The organism is Pseudomonas sp. NPDC089392, assembly GCF_044749595.1.
Classification (GTDB): Bacteria; Pseudomonadota; Gammaproteobacteria; order Pseudomonadales; family Pseudomonadaceae; genus Aquipseudomonas.
Genome location: NZ_JBIVIF010000005.1, coordinates 53,984 through 69,394 on the forward strand (window position 1 = coordinate 53,984; position 15,411 = coordinate 69,394).

General features: G+C 65.1%; 13 protein-coding genes. 5 read left to right on the plus strand and 8 right to left on the minus strand.

Annotated elements, in window-relative coordinates; all coding sequences use genetic code 11:
* Positions 1-253 precede the first annotated feature (253 nt).
* The 8 genes from wspR to ACIP1G_RS07180 form a co-directional block, all read right to left on the minus strand.
* Entirely contained in the window at positions 254-1,258 is a 1,005-nt protein-coding gene (gene wspR / locus ACIP1G_RS07145) for a Wsp signal transduction system regulator diguanylate cyclase WspR (protein WP_400735011.1), read from the minus strand.
* 51 nt (positions 1,259-1,309) lie between these two features.
* A complete protein-coding gene (wspF, locus tag ACIP1G_RS07150) occupies positions 1,310-2,323 on the minus strand; it encodes a Wsp signal transduction system protein-glutamate methylesterase WspF (RefSeq protein WP_400735013.1) in 1,014 nt (337 codons plus the stop codon).
* Complete coding sequence (locus ACIP1G_RS07155; protein ID WP_400735015.1) at positions 2,320-4,623, minus strand: hybrid sensor histidine kinase/response regulator; 2,304 nt, start codon at positions 4,621-4,623, stop codon at positions 2,320-2,322. Before ACIP1G_RS07155 ends, wspF begins: the two co-directional genes overlap by 4 nt.
* The gene (locus ACIP1G_RS07160) at positions 4,620-5,285 is read right to left on the minus strand and encodes a chemotaxis protein CheW (RefSeq protein WP_400735017.1); all 666 of its coding nucleotides are present in this window, start codon (positions 5,283-5,285) and stop codon (positions 4,620-4,622) included. Before ACIP1G_RS07160 ends, ACIP1G_RS07155 begins: the two co-directional genes overlap by 4 nt.
* Positions 5,282-6,553: a CheR family methyltransferase gene (locus ACIP1G_RS07165; RefSeq protein WP_400735019.1), complete on the minus strand. Its 1,272-nt coding sequence runs from the start codon at positions 6,551-6,553 to the stop codon at positions 5,282-5,284. The genes ACIP1G_RS07160 and ACIP1G_RS07165 overlap by 4 nt, the downstream gene beginning before the upstream one ends.
* Positions 6,550-7,056: a chemotaxis protein CheW gene (locus ACIP1G_RS07170; RefSeq protein WP_400735021.1), complete on the minus strand. Its 507-nt coding sequence runs from the start codon at positions 7,054-7,056 to the stop codon at positions 6,550-6,552. Before ACIP1G_RS07170 ends, ACIP1G_RS07165 begins: the two co-directional genes overlap by 4 nt.
* Before the next feature lie 5 nt (positions 7,057-7,061).
* Entirely contained in the window at positions 7,062-8,684 is a 1,623-nt protein-coding gene (locus tag ACIP1G_RS07175; protein WP_400735023.1) for a methyl-accepting chemotaxis protein, read from the minus strand.
* Between the two features lie 243 nt (positions 8,685-8,927).
* Positions 8,928-9,611 carry a tellurite resistance TerB family protein gene (locus ACIP1G_RS07180; protein ID WP_400735025.1) on the minus strand — a complete coding sequence of 228 codons (684 nt, stop codon included), beginning with the start codon at positions 9,609-9,611 and terminating at the stop codon, positions 8,928-8,930.
* A 216-nt stretch (positions 9,612-9,827) separates the two neighbouring features.
* Between ACIP1G_RS07180 and ydcS the strand changes: the two genes are divergently transcribed.
* From ydcS to ACIP1G_RS07205, 5 genes are all read left to right on the plus strand, one after another.
* A complete protein-coding gene (ydcS, locus tag ACIP1G_RS07185; RefSeq protein WP_400735027.1) occupies positions 9,828-10,979 on the plus strand; it encodes a putative ABC transporter substrate-binding protein YdcS in 1,152 nt (383 codons plus the stop codon).
* Between the two features lie 150 nt (positions 10,980-11,129).
* Positions 11,130-12,161: an ABC transporter ATP-binding protein gene (locus tag ACIP1G_RS07190; protein WP_400735029.1), complete on the plus strand. Its 1,032-nt coding sequence runs from the start codon at positions 11,130-11,132 to the stop codon at positions 12,159-12,161.
* A 1-nt stretch (position 12,162) separates the two neighbouring features.
* Complete coding sequence (locus ACIP1G_RS07195; RefSeq protein WP_400735031.1) at positions 12,163-13,074, plus strand: ABC transporter permease; 912 nt, start codon at positions 12,163-12,165, stop codon at positions 13,072-13,074.
* Positions 13,064-13,870, plus strand: a complete 807-nt coding sequence (locus tag ACIP1G_RS07200; protein WP_400735033.1) for an ABC transporter permease — start codon at positions 13,064-13,066, stop codon at positions 13,868-13,870. The genes ACIP1G_RS07195 and ACIP1G_RS07200 overlap by 11 nt, the downstream gene beginning before the upstream one ends.
* A 17-nt stretch (positions 13,871-13,887) precedes the next feature.
* Positions 13,888-15,312, plus strand: a complete 1,425-nt coding sequence (locus ACIP1G_RS07205; RefSeq protein ID WP_400735035.1) for a gamma-aminobutyraldehyde dehydrogenase — start codon at positions 13,888-13,890, stop codon at positions 15,310-15,312.
* Positions 15,313-15,411: the final 99 nt, after the last annotated feature.

Here is a 15,411-nt window from a genome sequence, read left to right on the forward strand (position 1 = left end):
GACATGCACAGTACCTGTGGGAGCGGGTTTACCCGCGAAGAAGGCGACGCGGTACATGGCACCGGCTACGCCGGTGTTCGCGGCTAAAGCCGCTCCCACAGGGTGGACCACGTCAGCCTGAGACATGCACAGTACCTGTGGGAGCGGGTTTACCCGCGAAGAAGGCGACGCGGTACATGGCACCGGCTACGCCGGTGTTCGCGGCTAAAGCCGCTCCTACAAGGAGCGGTGTCAATTTCAGTGCTTTAGCTTGTCAGGCGATGCCGACCTGGTTACGCCCGCCATTCTTGGCCTGATACAGGCCCTTGTCCGCTGCCGAGATCAACTGCCGGCAATGGCTGCCGATGGCCGGGGTCTGGGTGGCCAGGCCAATGCTCACGGTCAGGTGCGAGCCGGGCACCGGCGCGGAATGCGGGATAGCCAGGCCCAGCACGGTCTGGCGCAGTTTCTCGGCCACCAGCCGCGCCCCGCCCGGTGACGTGTTGGGCAGCACCAGGGCAAACTCTTCGCCGCCATAGCGCGCCGGCAGGTCGGTCGGCCGCGAGCACGAGCCACGGATCGCCTCGGCTACCTGGCGCAAGGCCTCGTCGCCGGCCAAATGGCCAAAGCTGTCGTTATAGGCCTTGAAGTAGTCCACATCGATCATCAGCAGCGACAACTGCTGCTGTTCACGCATGGCCCGGCGCCACTCCAGCTCCAGGTACTCGTCGAAGTGCCTGCGGTTGGACAGCCCGGTCAGGCCATCGGAGTTCATCAGCCGCTGCAGCATCAGGTTGGTATCGAGCAACTGCTGCTGGCTGACGCGCAGCGCACGGTAGGCCTCGTCACGCTGCAGCAGGGTCAGGTAGGAGCGCGAGTGGTAGCGGATGCGCGCCACCAGTTCGATGGTATCTGGCAGCTTGACCAGGTAATCGTTGGCCCCGGCGGCAAACGCCGCGCTCTTGACCAGCGGGTCTTCCTTGGTCGACAGGACAATGATCGGAATGTCCTGGGTCGCCGGGTTGTTGCGGTACTCGCGCACCAGGGTCAGCCCATCCAGGCCGGGCATGACCAGGTCCTGAAGGATCACCGTGGGTTTGATGCGCATGGCCTGCGCCACCGCCTGGTGCGGGTCGGCGCAGAAGTGGAAGTCGATGTTTTCTTCATGCGCCAGGCCACGCCGCACGGCCTCGCCGATCATGGCCTGATCATCGACCAGCAGCACCATCGCCGAGTTGTCGTTGCTGCTAGCAAACCCTTCGATCGGTAAATCACTCATACCTGTTCACCCGATCACTACCGGCTTGGCGGCGTGATTCAATACATTTGGTCATTTTCCGAAAATTTCCATCAAGCGCCCGGCGATGCGTTCCAGCGGGCGGATTTCCACTGCGGCATCAATGGCCGCAGCGGCCTTGGGCATGCCGTACACCGCACTGCTGGCCTGGTCCTGGGCAATGGTCAGAAAACCTTGCTGGCGCATCTGCTTCAGGCCTTGGGCACCGTCGCGGCCCATACCGGTGAGCAACACGCCCACCGCATCGCCGCTCCAATGGCGCGCCACGCTCTCGAAGAACACATCGATCGAGGGCCGGTAGATTTCGTTCACAGGCTCGGCAGTGTAGGCCAGTTGGCCGTTCTGTAGCAGGCGGATGTGGTGATTGGTGCCGGCCAGCAACACCTGGCCTGGCTGTGGCGGTTCGCCTTCGCGGGCCAGGCGCACCGGCAGGCCGGCAGCGCTGCTGAGCCATTCGGCCATGCCCGCGGCAAACACCTGGTCAACATGCTGGACCAGCACGATGGCCGCCGGAAACGCCGCTGGCAAGCCTTTAAGCAACACTTCAAGGGCCGCCGGGCCGCCTGCCGACGAGCCGATCGCCACCAGGCCACGGCGCTGGGAGGCCTCGCGCAACGGCGTGGCCACCGGGCGCGCGGCTGGCGCACGCTGCTGGCCGATCAGCCAGCTGATATTGAGTATTTTGCGCAGCAGTGGCGCCGCCGCTTCGCGAGCATCGCCAGCGCCCAGTGCCGGGGTGTCGACCACATCGAGCGCGCCGTGGCCCATGGCCTCGAATACCCGGTGGACGTTCTGCTTGCGGTCGACCGTGACGATGACGATAGCGCACGGGGTTTCGGCCATGATCCGCCGGGTCGCCTCGACGCCATCCATCACCGGCATGATCAAGTCCATGAGGATCAGGTCCGGCAGCTGCTCGGTGCAGCGCTGCACCGCCTCGGCACCATTGCTGGCCACCCATACCACTTGGTGCGCGGGGTCGAAAGCAACTGCCCGACGCAACGCCTCGACCGCCATAGGCATGTCATTGACGATGGCAATCTTCATCCCTGAGCACCTCCAATCAGCTCCACCACAGCATCCAGCAACGCATCGTCATGGAAACTGGCCTTTGCCAAATAGTAGTCGGCGCCAGCATCCAGGCCACGCCGTCGGTCTTCCTCACGGTCCTTGTAGGACACCACCATCACCGGCAGCGATTGCAGGCGCTGGTCGCGACGCACCAGGGTGACCAGCTCGATGCCGTCCATGCGTGGCATGTCGATGTCGGTGATCAGCAGGTCGAAGTCGTCGCCGCGCAGGGCGTTCCAGCCGTCCATGCCATCTACCGCCACCGCCACGTCGTAGCCGCGATGGCCCAGCAGCTTGCGCTGCAGTTCACGTACGGTCAGCGAGTCGTCGACCACCAGGATGCGTTTGCGCGCCACGCCACGGGCACCGCTGCCGCCGCGTTCGATACGCTCCAGGCTGCCGGTGCGCAGCAGCTTCTCCACCGAGCGCAGCAAATCCTCGACATCGACGATCAGCACCACCGAGCCATCATCGAGCAAGGCGCCGGAGGAAATGTCCTGCACCTTGCCCAGGCGCGGGTCGAGTGGCATCACCACCAGCACCCGCTCACCCACCAGCCGCTCCACCGCCACACCGTACAACTGCTCACGCTCGCGGATCACCACCACCCGCAGGCTGCTTTCCTCGGTTTGCTCGACCGGGCGGTTGAGCAACTGGCTGGCCGCTACCAGGCCAATGTGCCGGCCTTCGTGCCAGAAATGTTGGCGCCCTTCGATCTGCACGATTGCGTCAGCGGCCACTTCGAGCGTGCGTTCGATATGGGCGAGCGGGAAGGCATAGGCCTCCCCCCCCACCTCGACCACCAGGCTGCGCACCACCGACAGGGTCAGCGGCACTTGCAGGTGGAAACGGCAGCCCTGCCCGGCCACCTGGGTCAGTTCGATCGAACCGCGCAGCTCACGGATCATGTGTTGCACCGCATCCAGCCCCACCCCGCGCCCAGACACCTCGGTGACCTTGTCGCGCAGGCTGAAACCCGGCAAGAACAGGAACGTCAGCAACTCCGCCTCGCTCATCCGCGCTACCGTGTCGGCGGGCGACAAGGCACGCTCGACGATGCTGCTGCGCAGGCGCTCCAGGTCGATGCCGGCGCCATCGTCGATCAGTTCCAGGCTGAGCATGCCGGCCTGGTGCGAAGCGCGCAGGCGAATCACCCCCTCCTCCGGCTTGCCCGCCAGCAGGCGCCGTTCCGGCGCTTCGATGCCATGATCGACCGCGTTGCGCAGCAGGTGGGTCAGTGGCGCTTCGAGCTTTTCCAGCACGTCGCGGTCGACCTGGGTCTTTTCCCCGTCCACCACCAGACTTACCGGTTTGCCCAGTGAACGCCCCAGGTCGCGGACCATACGGCTCTGGCCGGTCAGCACGTCGGCAAACGGCCGCATCCGGCAGGCCAGTGCAGTGTCGTACAGCAGTTGCGCGCGCTGGCTGACCTGCCAGCCGAATTCGTCCAGGTCGGCGGCCTGTTGCTGCAGGATCTGCTGGGTTTCCGCCAGCAGGCGCTGGGTCTGGGCCAGGGCTTCAAGTATCTCGCTGCTCTGGCCACTGTCCTCCAGCTGCATGCGCAGGCCGTCCAGCGCCTGCATGCCTTGGCCGTGCATGCGCTTGAGGCGCTGCAGGGTGGCCAGGTAAGGCTTGAGCCGCTGGGTTTCCACCAGCGACTTGCTGGACAGGTCGAGCAAGCTGTTGAGGCGGTCGGCGGTAACCCGTAGCACCCGCTCGCTACCTTCGCCAGCACGCTTGCCAACCTTGCGGCGCATGACCGGCTCAGGCTCTGGCTCCTGGGGCTCCACTGGCAACGCCAGTGGCTCAGCTGGCAAGGTTGCCAGCGGCAAGTCTGGCAGCATGGGCATGGGCATGGCCAGTGGCACGGCAGGCATGGCCGCCGCGCCAGGGTCAAGCAGGCTGGCCATTTGCGCGAGGAACACCGGCAGGGTCGCCTGCGCTGCGGCATCGCCTGGTGTGGCGATGCGCATCAGCAGGTCAGTCCCCTGCAACAGGGCGTCTATATGCTCGGCGCTCAGGCGCAAGCGGCCCTCCTGGGCGGCCACCAGACAGTCTTCCATGACGTGGGCGACACTGACGCCGGCATCCACCCCAACGATGCGCGCCGCGCCTTTCAGCGAGTGGGCGGCGCGCATGCAGGCCTCAAGCTGGTCGGCCTGGGTGGGGTTGCGCTCCAGTGCCATCAGGCCAGCGCTGAGCACCTGGGTTTGCGCTTCGGCCTCCAGGCTGAACAGTTCGAGCAACGATGCGTCGCGCATTTGCTCTGGGGTCATGACAGGCTCCGCTGCACGGCAGTCAGTAATTGTTGATCGTCCAGCACCCGCACACTGCGCCCACGCCATTGCAGGACTGCGGCGGTGAAGTGCGTGGCGTCCTGACCACTGCCCAGCAACAGCGGGTCGAGCCGGTGAATACCGTCGACCTCCTCGACCGCCATCACCACCGGCCCGCCTTCGGCAGCCAGGATCAGCATGCGTGGCATGGCCCGGCCGCTGCGCTGCTCGGCAGTGCGGGCCTGCACACCCAGCAAGTCCGCCAGCGACAGGCACGGCACCAGCGCACCGCGCACGTTGGCAACCCCCTGCAGTACCCGCGAGCGCTGGTGCGGCAGCGAATGCACCGCCTGCAACGGGGCGATTTCGGCCAGGCAAGCGGTGGCCAGCGCCAGCCACTCTTCGCCCAGGCGAAACAGCAGCATGGACCGGCCGGTGTTTTCCTCGACCGGCTGTGCCGCTGCCGCCTGGTGGTCCTGCATCAGTGCGTAGCGGTCGAGCAGGCGTGTGGCCGCAGCGGCATACACCTCGCAGTTGCGACAGTGAACATGCCGTTCCAACAGCGGGCACTGCTTGTTGCCATGCACACCGATGCGGTTCCAGCAGTCGTCGATGTGTGCGCCTTCCTCGGCAAGCAGCTGCATCGCGGATTGATCCTTCATCGTTCAGACTCCCTGCCAACCCGTGCAGCACGTTCCTGCAAACGCCTGGCGCCAGCCTGGTCGCCCTGGGCCGCCAGCAAGGCCGCCAGGTGCACCAGCGCCTCGGGGTGTTGCGGCTCCAGGTACAGGGCTTTGCGATAGTGGGTCAGTGCCTGCTGCGCATCCCCTGCGGTGTCACTGAGCAGCCCCAACCAGTAGAACACCTGCGCCGCAGGGCCGAACTGGCCCAGGTAGCGCTGGCATTCGGCACGGGCCTGTTCGCTGGCGCCGGCGTTGGCATGCCGGGCAATGCTGGCCAGCAACTCGCTTTCGCCCTCACGCGTGTGCTCACGCTGCGACGCGGCCTTGACCGCCACCGGCAACGCGCGCAGCGGGCGCGGTACCGCTGCGCTCGGTGGCTGATAACCCGGCGTGGCCGGCGGTGGCAATATGCGCCGCGCTGGCGGGGCCGGGGCGGCCACCGGGGCACAACCGCCCTCCTGGCGCACGTAGGCGAACGACTGGGCGACCCCCAGCGGGCGCATGCCCAACCGCGCCAGCAAGCTGCCTTCGGCCGGGCCGATGAACAGCACACCCTGCGCATGGAGCAGGCGCTTGAGCACTTCGAACACACGTTGCTGGGTCGGCACGTCGAAATAGATCAACAGGTTGCGGCAGAACACGAAGTCATACAGGCCGTCGCGACTGGCAAGTGCCGGGTCGAGCACATTGCCCACCTGCAGGCTGACTTGCTGGCGCACCCGCTCATGCAGGCGCTGGCCTTCGTCGACGGCATCGAAGAAGCGCTCGCGAAATCCCAGGTCGCTGCCACGGAAGGCATTGCGGCCGTACACGGCCTGGCCGGCCTTGGCCACCGAGCTGGGGCTGATGTCCATGCCGTCGATCAGGAACGCCCCCGGCGCGATGCCGGCGTCGAGCAAGGCCATGGCCAGCGAATAGGGCTCCTCGCCGGTCGAGCATGGCAGGCTGAGCAGCCGCAGCGGGCGCGCCCCGGCCAGTTCCGCCAGGCGTTTGTGCGCCAGGCTGGCCAGGGCGGTGAAGGACTCGGGGTAACGGAAGAACCAGGTTTCCGGAACGATCACGGCCTCGATCAGCGCCTGCTGCTCATCCGCGGACTGCTGCAGGTGCAGCCAGTAATCGTCCAGGTCCGTGGCGTTCACAGCCACGCAACGCTGGCGCAGCGCGCGCTCGACCATGGGCGCGCCCACCGACTCCACGTCCAGGCCGATACGCTCGCGCAAGAAGCGGAAGAAACGCTGTTCGATCATGTCGGCTCCCCGCTTGGGGCATTGGCGTACAGCAAGCGGTGCACGGCGTCGGGCAACAGGTCATCGACTTCGATGCGCTGCAACAGGCCTTGGTCATCCTGGCGTACCGGGCCCAGGTAAGGGGCCTCGCCGCTGTCCACGCCATAAGGCTGGAACTCGTCGGGTTGGCAACGCAGGGTCTCGGTGGCCTGCTCCAGGATCAGGCCAAGCTGCAGGCCGCCACGGTAATGCACCAGCACCAGGCGGGTACTGGTGCGCTGCGCCGCCGGCTGGCCGAAACTGAGCGCAGCCAGGTCGACCACCGGCACCAGCGCCCCGCGGTGCGCGAGGATACCCGCCACCCAGGCCGGCGCCTGGGCGATCGGCTTGAGCGGCTGGCGCGGCAGCACCTCGATCACCTCGTGCACGTTCAGGGCAAAGCGCTGTTCCTTGATGCGAAATTGCAGGTACAACGCACCCTTGGCGTTGCCCGCCCGCGCGGCGCGCGGTTGCAAGTCGTTCATCGCGGTCAGACTTTGAAGCGCGATACGCCGCCGCGCAGGCCTGCGGCCACCTGGCTCAGCTCATCGATGGCGAAACTGGCCTGGCGCAGCGACTCGACGGTCTGGGTGCTGGCATCGCTGAGCTGGGCCAACGCCTGGTTGATCTGCTCGGCACCGGTGGCCTGGGCCTGCATGCCTTCGTTGACCATCAGCACGCGTGGCGCCAGGGCCTGCACCTGGTGGATGATCTGGCTGAGCTGCTCGCCCACCTGCTGCACTTCGAACATGCCGCGGCGCACTTCTTCGGAGAACTTGTCCATGCCCATCACCCCGGCCGACACCGCCGACTGGATCTCGCGCACCATCTGCTCGATGTCGTAGGTGGCCACAGCGGTCTGGTCGGCCAGGCGGCGCACTTCGGTGGCCACCACGGCAAAGCCGCGGCCATACTCGCCGGCCTTTTCCGCTTCGATGGCGGCGTTCAGCGACAGCAGGTTGGTCTGGTCGGCGACCTTGACGATGGTCACCACCATCTGGGTGATGTTGCTGGCCTTTTCGTTGAGGATGCCGAGCTTGGCGTTGACCAGGTCGGCGGCGCCCATCACCTGGTGCATGGTTTCTTCCATGCGCGCCAGGCCCTGCTGACCGGAGCCGGCCAGGCTGGAGGCCTGATCGGCGGCGGAGGTCACTTCGGTCATGGTGCGCACCAGGTCACGCGAAGTGGCGGCAATTTCCCGCGAGGTGGCGCCGATTTCCGTGGTGGTCGCGGCCGTTTCGGTGGCGGTGGCCTGCTGTTGCTTGGAGGTGGCGGCGATTTCGGTCACCGAGGTGGTTACCTGCACCGACGAACGCTGGGCCTGGGCCACCAGGTTGGCCAGTGCCTCGGCCATTTCGTTGAAGCCGCTTTCGATGGCACCGAACTCGTCCTTGCGGTCCAGGCTCAGGCGCATGCTCAGGTCGCCCGAGCGCAGTTTGTCGAGGGCATGCACGATGCGCTGCATGGGCGCGGTGATGGCACGCATCAGCAACAGGCCGCAAATACCGGCGGCGATGATTGCCAGCAGCAGCGAAACCATCATGCTGCCCTTGGCCGTGCTCACGGCGTTGACGATCTCGCTGGTGTCCGCTTCAGAGGAGGCACGGTTGTGGTCGATGACCTCGTTCAAGAGCTTGCGCCCGTCCACCCAGGCCGGCGTGAGCACCTCGATGATCAGCCGCTGGGCTTCGGCGTAGTCATGCTGGCGGTAGGCATCCAGCACCTGGCCGACAACCTTGAGGTAGGCAACTTCCATCTGGGTAAAGCGGTCGTAGCGCGCCTGGTCGTCATCGTCCTGGATTGTGCCCTGGTAGCTGGCCATGTGCTGCTTCAGACGGTCTTCGAAGCTCTTGAACAGCTCCAGGTCGGCAGAAGTGATTTCGCGGCGGTTGGACAAGCCCACCAGCTGCTGGCTGGTGACATAACTGTCGACCCAGGCGCTGCGGATCATCGAACTGTAGTAAAGCCCGGGAATGCTGTCGGTCCCTACCGCCTCTTCGGCGGATTCGATGGTTACCAACCGCGAGTAGGCGGCCACGATCATCAGCAGCATGATAGCGATGATCACGGCGAAACTTGCCAGGATCCGTTGGCGCAAGGTCCAGTTCTTCACATTCAGCCCTCAGGAATTCACAACGAGCGGGAAAAATCGCCGAAGTATAGCCTAGAGGCCTTACGGTTTTGCGGGTGAAGTGTGGCTCGCGACACAGTAGGCGAAGCTTATTTGTAGGAGCGGCCTTGTGTCGCGATCGGGCCGCATAGCGGCCCCAAGGCTCAGCATCATGGCAAATATCGCTGGGGCCGCGCGGCGGCCCGATCGCGACGCAAGGCCGCTCCTACACCAGGACCGCGTCGCTTATTGGGCTGCGGCTAACCGCACCTGGCTTTCCAGCTCCCGGCGCAAACCCGGGTCCAACCGCAGCTGGCGAGCCAGCTCATCCAGGTAGGCACGCTCCATGAAGTTTTCCTGGTCAACCATCATCACACTCGCCAGGTACATTTCGGCGGCCATCTCCGGCGTTTGCGCGGCACGCGCCACTTCGGCCGGGTCCAGCGGTTTGTTCAGCTCGGCATGCAGCCAGTGCTGCAGTTCGCGATCGCTGTCCAGGCGGGTGAACTCACCCTCGATCAGCGCCCGTTCACGTTCGTCGATATGGCCATCGGACTTGGCCGCCGCCACCAGCGCGCGCAGTACCGCCTGGCTGTGCTGCTCGGCCTGGGCCGGTGGCAAACGGTCGACGGTCTGCGGTTCGGCGGCGGCCACCTGCTGGTTGGCCTGCCAGTTGCCGTAGGCTTTGTAGGCCAGCACACCCAGCGCGGCCAGGCCACCATAGGTCAATGCCTTGCCACCATATTTGCGGGCCTTCTTGCTTCCCAGTAACAGGCCCAGGGCACCGCCACCCAACAAGCCGCCACCCGCCCCCGACAGCAGCCCGCCAAGGCCCCCGGCAGCGCCGCCAGCCTTGGTTGTGCCGGACTTTTTATCGAGCAATTGCTGGCCAGATTTGAGCAGTTGATCAAGCAGGCCCCGGGTATTCATTCGCGCGTCTCCACGTAACGGAATTCAAGCGCCAGAGTAAGGCTTGGCGAATCACACGCCACCGAGGATTTGCTTCTGGATGTTGCATTAGCTGGCAAAAAGCCAACTAGACTCGATATCGCCAATACCTCGCGCAACGGCACTACGCTTATAACGATCGCTTCACGGCTTGCTTGATGACTGCCCCGAACAAGATCTCCAAGAAGAGGGAACACCATGTCAGTGCACAAGACCGCATTGCTCGGCGCCATGTCGGGCGCCTTGCTGGCCAGCGCCAGCCTGCAGGCTGCAGAACCGCCCAAGGCCCTGGGGCCCGGCGAGGGGCGCCTGGACATCGTCGCCTGGCCCGGCTACATCGAGCGCGGTGAAAGCGACAAGGCCTACGACTGGGTGACCGGCTTCGAGAAGGAAACCGGCTGCAAGGTCAGCGTCAAGACCGCTGCCACCTCCGACGAGATGGTCAGCCTGATGACCAAGGGCGGCTATGACCTGGTCACGGCCTCGGGCGATGCCTCGCTGCGGCTGATCGTGGGCAAGCGCGTGCAGCCGATCAATACCGCGCTGATCCCCAACTGGAAGAACATCGACCCGCGCCTGCAGAACGGCGGCTGGTACGTGGTCGACAAGCAGGTCTATGGCACCCCGTATCAATGGGGGCCGAATGTGCTGCTGTACAACACCAACGTGTTCAAGCAGGCGCCCACCAGCTGGGGCGTGCTGTTCGAGCCGCAGAACCTGCCCGATGGCAAGCCGAACAAGGGCCGCGTGCAGGCCTACGACGGGCCGATCTACATGGCCGATGCGGCGCTGTACCTGAAATCGGCCAAGCCCGAGCTGGGCATCAAGGACCCGTACGAGCTCAACGAGGAACAGTACAAGGCCGTGCTCGAACTGCTGCGCCAACAACAACCACTGATTCACCGCTACTGGCATGACGCCACGGTGCAGATGAGCGACGTGAAGAACGAAGGCGTGGTTGCTTCCAGCTCGTGGGGCTATATGGTCAATGGCCTGAAGGCCGAGAACCAGCCGGTGGCCTCGACCATTCCCAAGGAGGGTGCGACCGGCTGGGCCGACACCACCATGCTGCACAGCGAGGCCAAACACCCCAACTGCGCCTACAAGTGGATGGACTGGTCGCTGCAGCCGAAGGTGCAGGGTGATGTGGCGGCCTGGTTCGGCTCGTTGCCGGCAGTGCCGGCGGCGTGTACCGGCAGCGAGCTGCTGGGCGCCGAGGGCTGCAAGACCAACGGCTTCGACAACTTCGACAAGATTGCCTTCTGGAAAACCCCGCAGGCCCAGGGCGGCAAATTTGTGCCGTATAGCCGCTGGACCCAGGATTACATTGCGATCATGGGTGGGCGCTGAGGTTGCCTGAATGCCTGTTGCGGCCTCTTCGCGGGTGAACCCGCTCCTACAGGTTATTAACCGCCTGTGAGGGTGGCGCTTCTCCTGTAGGAGCGGGTTCACCCGCGAAGAGGCCGGCACAGGAGAAACCCCGATGCCCGGAGCCCCCGCATGCCCTTAGCCGTCCAGTTCACCCAGGTTTCCCGCACCTTCGGCGAGGTCAAGGCCGTCGACCGGGTCAGCATCGACATCATCGATGGCGAATTCTTCTCCATGCTCGGCCCCTCGGGCTCGGGCAAGACCACCTGCCTGCGCCTGATCGCCGGCTTCGAGCAACCCTCCAGCGGTTCGATCCGCATCCACGGGGTGGAGGCCGCTGGCGTGCCGCCCTATCAGCGTGACGTCAACACCGTGTTCCAGGACTACGCGCTGTTCCCGCACATGAACGTGCTCGACAACATCGCCTATGGCCTGAAGGTAAAAGGCGTGGCCAAGGCCGAGCGCCGCAGCCGCGCCGAAGAGGCCCTGGCCATGGTCGCCCTGGCCGGCTACGGTGCGCGCAAGCCGGCGCAGTTGTCCGGCGGCCAGCGCCAGCGCGTAGCCCTGGCCCGGGCGCTGGTCAACCGGCCACGGGTGCTGCTGCTCGACGAACCACTGGGGGCGCTGGACCTGAAGCTGCGCGAGCAAATGCAGGGCGAGCTGAAAAAGCTGCAACGCCAATTGGGCATCACCTTCATCTTCGTCACCCACGACCAGACCGAGGCGCTGTCGATGTCCGACCGGGTCGCGGTGTTCAACCGGGGCCGCATCGAACAGGTCGACACGCCGCGCAACCTGTACATGCAACCGGCCACCACCTTCGTTGCCGAGTTCGTCGGCACCTCCAACGTGGTGCGTGGCGAGCTGGCCATGGCGCTCAACGGCAGCACGGCGCCCTTCTCCATTCGCCCCGAGCACATCCGCCTGGGCGAACCGGTGGTGACCAGCCACGAGGTGCAGGTCAGCGGCCTGCTGCGCGATGTCCAGTACCAGGGCAGCGCCACCCGCTACGAACTGCAACTGGACAGCGGCCAGCTGCTGGCGGTAAGCCAGGCCAATGACCGCTGGCAAGCGCAGGCACAAGCCTGGCAGCCCGGCCAACGGGTACTGGCGCACTGGCCCCGTGAGGCCATGACGGTGCTGCAGGAAACCGAGGGCCGTTGACATGAGCACGCTGCGCAGCCTGTCCAACCTGCTGTACCGGCGCCCTAACCTGTACCTGGCATTGCTGCTGGTGCCGCCGCTGACCTGGTTCGGCGCGATCTACCTGGGCTCATTGCTGAACCTGCTGTGGCAGGGCTTCTATACCTTCGACGACTTCACCATGGCGGTGACCCCAGACTTGACCCTGGGCAATTTCGCCGCGCTGTTCAACCCGTCGAACTTCGACATCATCCTGCGTACCCTAAGCATGGCGGTGGCCGTGTCGCTGGCGAGCGCGGTGCTGGCCTTCCCCATCGCCTACTACATGGCGCGCTACACCAGCGGCAAGACCAAGGCGTTTTTCTACATCGCGGTGATGATGCCGATGTGGGCTAGCTACATCGTCAAGACCTACGCCTGGACCCTACTGCTGGCCAAGGGCGGCGTGGCCCAGTGGTTCGTCCAGCAGCTGCATCTGGACGGCCTGCTTCAGCTGGTACTGACGGTACCGGGCGTTGGCGGCAGCACGCTGTCGACTTCGCACCTGGGGCGCTTCATGGTGTTCGTGTACATCTGGCTGCCGTTCATGATCTTGCCGATCCAGGCCTCTCTGGAGCGCTTGCCGCCGTCGCTGCTGCAGGCCTCGGCAGACCTCGGCGCACGGCCTGGGCAAACCTTCGTGCAGGTGATCCTGCCGCTGTCGATCCCGGGGATTGCCGCCGGCTCGATCTTCACCTTTTCGCTCACCCTGGGCGACTTCATCGTGCCGCAACTGGTCGGCCCACCCGGCTATTTCATCGGCAGCATGGTCTATGCCCAGCAAGGGGCGATCGGCAACATGCCGATGGCCGCCGCGTTCACCCTGGTGCCGATCGTGCTGATTGCAGTGTACCTGTCCATCGTCAAGCGCCTGGGGGCCTTCGATGCACTCTGAAAAAGCGTCAACCGGGCTGCGCCTGGCGGCCTGGGGCGGGTTGCTGTTCTTGCACTTCCCGATCCTGATCATCTTCCTGTACGCCTTCAACACCGAAGACGCCGCGTTCAGCTTCCCGCCCAAGGGCTTTACCCTGAAGTGGCTTGCCGTGGCCTTCGCCCGCCCCGATGTGCTGGAGGCGATCAAGCTGTCGCTGCAGGTGGCCTGCCTGGCCACGCTTATTGCCCTGGTGCTCGGCACGCTGTCCTCGGCGGCGCTGTACCGGCGCAGCTTTTTCGGCAAGGAGAGCATTTCGCTGATGCTGATCCTGCCCATCGCCCTGCCCGGCATCATCACTGGCATCGCCCTGCTCTCGGCGTTCAAGACCTTGGGTATCGAGCCTGGGGTGTTCACCATCGTGGTCGGCCACGCCACCTTCTGCGTGGTGATCGTCTACAACAACGTGATCGCCCGCCTGCGGCGTACCTCGCAGAGCCTGATCGAGGCGTCGATGGACCTCGGCGCCGACGGCTGGCAAACCTTCCGCTACATCATCCTGCCCAACCTCGGCTCGGCGCTGCTGGCCGGCGGCATGCTGGCCTTTGCCCTGTCGTTCGATGAAATCATCGTCACCACCTTTACCGCCGGCCATGAACGCACCCTGCCGATCTGGCTGCTGAACCAGCTCAGCCGCCCGCGCGATGTGCCGGTGACCAACGTGGTCGCCATGCTGGTGATGCTGGTGACCATGCTGCCGATCCTTGGCGCCTATTACCTGACCCGTGGCGGCGAAAGCGTCGCGGGCAGTGGCAAATGACCCTGGAGGAGTCCCCGATGCAAACGCAGATGCTGATCAATGGTCACCTGGTGGCGGGCGAAGGCCCGGCCTGGACCGTGCTCAACCCGGCGCTGGGCACTGCCCTGGCGCAGATCAACGAAGCCAGCGAGGCCCAGGTGGACAGCGCCGTGCGCGCCGCCGACCAGGCTTTCGACAGCTGGTCGCAAATGAGCCCCAAGGACCGCTCGCAAACCTTGCTGGCGCTGGCGGATGCCATCGAAGCCCATGCTGATGAACTGGCCCGGCTGGAGTCGCAGAACTGCGGCAAGCCATTGAGCGCCGCGCTGAATGACGAGATCCCGGCGATTGCCGATGTGTTCCGCTACTTTGCCGGTGCCGCGCGCTGCCTGGGCGGCTCGGCGGCGGGCGAATACCTGCCAGGCCACACCTCGATGATCCGCCGTGACCCGTTGGGCGTGGTGGCCTCGATCGCCCCATGGAATTACCCGTTGATGATGCTGGCATGGAAGATCGCCCCGGCCCTGGCGGCCGGCAACACGGTGGTGATCAAGCCCTCCGAGCTGACCCCTTTGACGGCCCTGCGCCTGGGTGAACTGGCCCAGGACCTGCTGCCGCCGGGGGTACTGAATATCCTCTTCGGCCGCGGCCAGACCGTTGGCAACCCGCTGGTCAACCACCCCAAGGTGCGCATGGTGTCGCTGACCGGCTCGATCCCCACCGGCGCGCACATCATCAGCGCCACCGCCGACAGCGTGAAGCGCATGCACATGGAGCTGGGCGGCAAGGCACCGGTGCTGGTGTTCGACGATGCCGACATCGACGCCGCCATCGATGGCATTCGTACGTTCGGCTTCTACAACGCCGGCCAGGACTGCACCGCCGCCTGTCGCCTGTACGTGCAGGACGGCATCTACGAGCGCTTTGTCGAACGCCTGGGTAAAGCAGTCGCCAGCCTCAAGCCGGGCCTGCAGGAGGCCGAGGACACCGAGCTGGGGCCGCTGATCAGTGCCCAGCACCGCGACAAGGTGGCCGGCCTGGTGCAACGGGCCATTGCCCAGCCACACATTCGCCTGGTAACCGGTGGCAAGGCGCTTGACGGTGATGGCTTCTTCTTCGAACCAACCGTACTGGCCGACGCCCTGCAGGACGACGAAATCGTGCGCAACGAGGTGTTCGGCCCGGTGGTGTCGGTGACCCGTTTCAGCGACGAAGCGCAGGCACTGGAATGGGCCAACGACTCCAACTACGGCCTGGCCTCATCGGTCTGGACCCGCGACACCGGCCGCGCCCACCGCCTGGCCGCACGCCTGCAGTATGGCTGCACCTGGGTGAATACCCACTTCATGCTGGTCAGCGAAATGCCCCATGGCGGGCAGAAGCATTCGGGGTATGGCAAAGACATGTCGATGTATGGGCTGGAGGATTACACCTGTGTGCGGCATGTGATGATCAAGCATTAAGCGATCAGGTTGACCGAGGGGCTTTGCATCCCCTCGGCCAACATCTCAGACATTTCCTTCAAACTCGATCTACTCCCTCCTACTCCTCATCCATTGAGC

Coding starts and splice junctions, on each gene's coding strand:
- ACIP1G_RS07170 (WP_400735021.1), bottom strand. CDS start 7,056: ATGAACGACTTGCAACCGCGCGCCGCGCGGGCGGGCAACGCCAAGGGT.
- ACIP1G_RS07155 (WP_400735015.1), bottom strand. CDS start 4,623: ATGACCCCAGAGCAAATGCGCGACGCATCGTTGCTCGAACTGTTCAGC.
- wspF (WP_400735013.1), bottom strand. CDS start 2,323: ATGAAGATTGCCATCGTCAATGACATGCCTATGGCGGTCGAGGCGTTG.
- ACIP1G_RS07165 (WP_400735019.1), bottom strand. CDS start 6,553: ATGATCGAACAGCGTTTCTTCCGCTTCTTGCGCGAGCGTATCGGCCTG.
- ACIP1G_RS07180 (WP_400735025.1), bottom strand. CDS start 9,611: ATGAATACCCGGGGCCTGCTTGATCAACTGCTCAAATCTGGCCAGCAA.
- ACIP1G_RS07205 (WP_400735035.1), top strand. CDS start 13,888: ATGCAAACGCAGATGCTGATCAATGGTCACCTGGTGGCGGGCGAAGGC.
- wspR (WP_400735011.1), bottom strand. CDS start 1,258: ATGAGTGATTTACCGATCGAAGGGTTTGCTAGCAGCAACGACAACTCG.
- ACIP1G_RS07190 (WP_400735029.1), top strand. CDS start 11,130: ATGCCCTTAGCCGTCCAGTTCACCCAGGTTTCCCGCACCTTCGGCGAG.
- ydcS (WP_400735027.1), top strand. CDS start 9,828: ATGTCAGTGCACAAGACCGCATTGCTCGGCGCCATGTCGGGCGCCTTG.
- ACIP1G_RS07195 (WP_400735031.1), top strand. CDS start 12,163: ATGAGCACGCTGCGCAGCCTGTCCAACCTGCTGTACCGGCGCCCTAAC.
- ACIP1G_RS07200 (WP_400735033.1), top strand. CDS start 13,064: ATGCACTCTGAAAAAGCGTCAACCGGGCTGCGCCTGGCGGCCTGGGGC.
- ACIP1G_RS07160 (WP_400735017.1), bottom strand. CDS start 5,285: ATGAAGGATCAATCCGCGATGCAGCTGCTTGCCGAGGAAGGCGCACAC.